The organism is Achromobacter ruhlandii (assembly GCF_902859695.1).
Lineage (GTDB): Bacteria > Pseudomonadota > Gammaproteobacteria > Burkholderiales > Burkholderiaceae_B > Achromobacter > Achromobacter ruhlandii.
On the sequence record NZ_CADIJL010000072.1, the window covers coordinates 1 to 3,439 of the forward strand.

Here is a 3,439-nt window from a genome sequence, read left to right on the forward strand (position 1 = left end):
CCGGCCGGCAGGCCGCCCGCGCCCGCCGCGCCCCCCCCAGCCGGCGCGCCGGCCCAGGAGGCGGCACCCACCCCCGCGCCGGACAGCGATCCGGCGCCAGCACAAGGACAAGAGCAATGACCTCACGCGGACGTTTCATCACGCTGGAGGGCGTGGACGGCGCCGGCAAGAGCACGCACACGCAATGGATCGCCGAATTCCTGCGCGGCCAGGGCCTGGAAGTGGTGTCGACGCGCGAACCTGGCGGCACGCCGCTGGGCGAAAAGCTGCGCGCGCTGGTGCTGACCGATCCGATGGGCCTGGACACCGAAACACTGTTGATGTTCGCGGCCCGCTGCGAGCACCTGCGCCAGGTGATCGAGCCGGCGCTGGCGCGCGGCGCCTGGGTGGTGTGCGACCGCTACACCGACGCCACCTATGCCTATCAGGGCGGGGGCCGCGGGCTGGGCGCCGCGCGCGTGGCCGCGCTGGAAACCTGGATGCAGGCGGGCCGGCCCGATCGCACCTGGCTGTTTGACGTGCCGCTGGAAGTGGCGCGCGCCCGCCTGGCCGACGCCCGCGAGCCGGATCGCTTCGAGCGCGAAGGCGCCGCTTTCTTTGAACGTACCCGCGCGGCCTACCAGGCCCGCGCCGCGGCCGAACCCGACCGCATCCGCGTGATCGATTCGACCCGGGCGATTGCCGAGATCCGGCTGGAGCTCGAAGCCGGGCTGCGCGAGCTGGTGGCGGACCGTCCATGAGCGCGCCCCAGTTCCTGCCCTGGCAGATGGAAACGGCGCGGGCCTGGCTCGGCAATCGCGAGCGTTTCGCCCATGCCTGGCTGGTGCATGGCCTGGCCGGCATCGGCAAGCTCGATTTCGCGGTGGCGGCCGCCGCCAGCCTGCTGTGCGAGACGCCGCAGGACGGCCTGGCCTGCGGGCATTGCGCCGCCTGCGCCTGGTTCGCCAGCGGCAACCACCCCGATCTGCGCCGCATCCGGCCCGAGGCCGTGGCGGTCGAGGAGGGCGCCGACGCCGCCGAGCCCTCGGAAGACGCCGAGCCGGCCGCCGGCGCCGCCAAGAAGGCGCCGTCCAAGGAAATCCGCATCGACCAGATCCGTTCGCTGGAATCCTGGTTCAACACCGCCACCCATCGTGGCGGCTGGCGCGTGGCGCTGTTGTATCCGGCGCACGCGCTGAATGTGGTGTCGGCCAACGCCTTGCTCAAGGTGCTGGAAGAGCCGCCGCCGCACACGGTGTTCCTGCTGGTGGCAGACGCGCCCGATCGCCTGCTGCCGACGCTGGTGTCGCGCTGCCGGCGGTTGCCGTTGCCGGCGCCGGACCCCGATACCGCGCTGCAATGGCTGCGCGACCAGAACGTGGAGCCCGCGCGCGAATGGCTGGCCGCCGCCGGGGGCGCGCCGCTGGCGGCGCTGCGCTTGGCGCAGCATGCGGAAACCGCATGCCCGCCCTGGCTGACGCAGTTGGTCGGCCCCTTGGCCAAGGGCCAGACGCCTGACGTGGGCACCTTGGCCGAGGTCTTGGAAAAGGCCGCGCCCGCTGAGTGGATCGACGCCCTGCAGCGCCTGTACACCGACCTGATGCTGGCCGCGGCGGGCGCGCCGGTGCGTTATTTCCCGTCGCTGGCGGCGGCCGTGGCCGAGGTGGCCGGACGCATGAACACCGCGCGCGCCGCCGAAGCCGCGCGCTGGCTCACGCGTCAGCGCGCGCTGGCCACGCATCCCCTGAACGGCAAGCTTTTCGCCCACGCGACGTTGCAGCGCGTGGTGCTATCCTGCCAGGCATAACCCGCCGCGACGCCGTCGCCCGCCCGGCCTGTCCGGCGGCGGGGGCGTCGCGGCCTCCCTGATCCAAGCCTCATGTACGTCGATTCACACTGCCATTTGAACTTTCCCGAGCTGGCGGCCGACCTGCCCGCGATTCTCGAGCGGATGGCCGCCAACCAGGTCACCCACGCGCTGGTGGTCAGCGTCAACCTGCCCGAGTGGCCGGGCCTGATGTCGCTGGTCGAGCCGCAGGCCAACCTGTGGGCCTCGGTCGGGGTGCATCCCGACTACGAAGACACCCCCGATCCCGAACCCGAGGAATTGGCGCGCCTGTCGGCCCACCCAAAGGTCGTGGCGATCGGCGAGACCGGGCTGGACTATTACCGCCTGTCCGAGCCGCTGGACTGGCAGCGTGAACGTTTCCGCCGCCACATCCGCGCCGCGCGCGATACCGGGCTGCCGCTGATCGTGCACACGCGTTCGTCGGCCGAAGACACCGTGCGCATGCTGCGCGAGGAGCGCGCGGCCGAGGTCGGCGGGGTGATGCACTGTTTTACCGAGACCTGGGAAGTGGCCCAGGCCGCGCTCGACCAGAATTTCCATATCTCGCTGTCCGGCATCGTGACGTTCAAGAACGCCCACGTGGTGCACGAGGTTGCCGCCAAGGTGCCGCTGGACCGCCTGCTGATCGAGACCGATTCGCCCTACCTGGCGCCGGTGCCGTACCGGGGCAAGCTCAATGATCCGTCCAAGGTGATCCACGTGGCCGAGAAGATCGCCGAACTGAAGGGGATCAGCGTGGCCGAGGTGGCACGGGCCTCCACGGATAATTTCTTTAATCTTTTCAGTAAGATAAAGAAATAATCTAAAGTCAAATAGCTAAAGTAAATTATCAGGATTACCATGGTTGCCAGCACTGTGTTCTCCCGCCGCCGACTCGCCTCGCACTGCCGTGGCGCGCTGCTGGCGCTGTGCGTCGCCGTGTCGGCGCCGGCCCTCGCCCAGGCGGCCAATCCGTCGGACTGGTGGGTCTATGTCGCCAATGACTACACCGACGAGATCAAGGACCTGCTCGCGCAGGGCGCCGACCCGAACGTGCGCTATCGCAACGGCCAGCCGGCCATCATGCGGGCGGTGGCGGACGGCGCGTGGAAGGTCTTCGACGTGTTGGCGGCTCATCCTCGCACGGACGTGAACATCGAGAATCCCGCCGGCGAAACGCCCTTGATGTACCTGGCCATCGCGGGCCAGGTGGAGCGCGCCCGCGCGCTCATGGCGCGCGGCGCGCAGGTCAACCGCCTGGGATGGACACCGCTGCACTACGCGGCGTCCAAGGGGCAGTTGGCCATGGCGCAATTGCTGTTGCAGAACAAGGCGATGGTGAACGCGCCGGCCCCCAATGGCGAGACGCCGCTGATGATGGCGGCGCTGTCGGGCAACAAGCCGATGGTGGACCTGCTGCTCAAGGCGGGGGCCGACGTCACCACGCTCGACACCAAGGGCCAGGACGCGGCCGACTGGGCGACGACCGGCAAGTCCACCAAGCTGGCCGCCGAACTCAAGACCCTGATCGCACAGCAGGAAGCGGCCAAGCGGGCCCGCCGCGCGAGCGGGCCGGCCGAGCCGGAGCCTGACGCGGTCGACGCCGCGGCGGCGCCGCCAGCCGATGCGCCC

4 protein-coding genes are annotated in these 3,439 nt (G+C 70.1%); all 4 read left to right on the top strand.

What is annotated here, in order from left to right:
• The first annotated feature begins 116 nt into the window (after positions 1-116).
• On the top strand, positions 117-740 hold the full coding sequence (gene tmk / locus HV742_RS31920) for a dTMP kinase (RefSeq protein WP_175147272.1): 624 nt from the start codon (positions 117-119) through the stop codon (positions 738-740).
• A complete protein-coding gene (gene holB, locus HV742_RS31925) occupies positions 737-1,786 on the top strand; it encodes a DNA polymerase III subunit delta' (protein WP_175147273.1) in 1,050 nt (349 codons plus the stop codon). Before tmk ends, holB begins: the two co-directional genes overlap by 4 nt.
• 72 nt (positions 1,787-1,858) lie before the next feature.
• A complete protein-coding gene (locus tag HV742_RS31930; protein WP_054416180.1) occupies positions 1,859-2,629 on the top strand; it encodes a TatD family hydrolase in 771 nt (256 codons plus the stop codon).
• A gap of 39 nt (positions 2,630-2,668) precedes the next feature.
• Positions 2,669-3,439: ankyrin repeat domain-containing protein (locus HV742_RS31935; RefSeq protein ID WP_175147274.1), on the top strand; the 771-nt coding region annotated here is incomplete at its 3' end.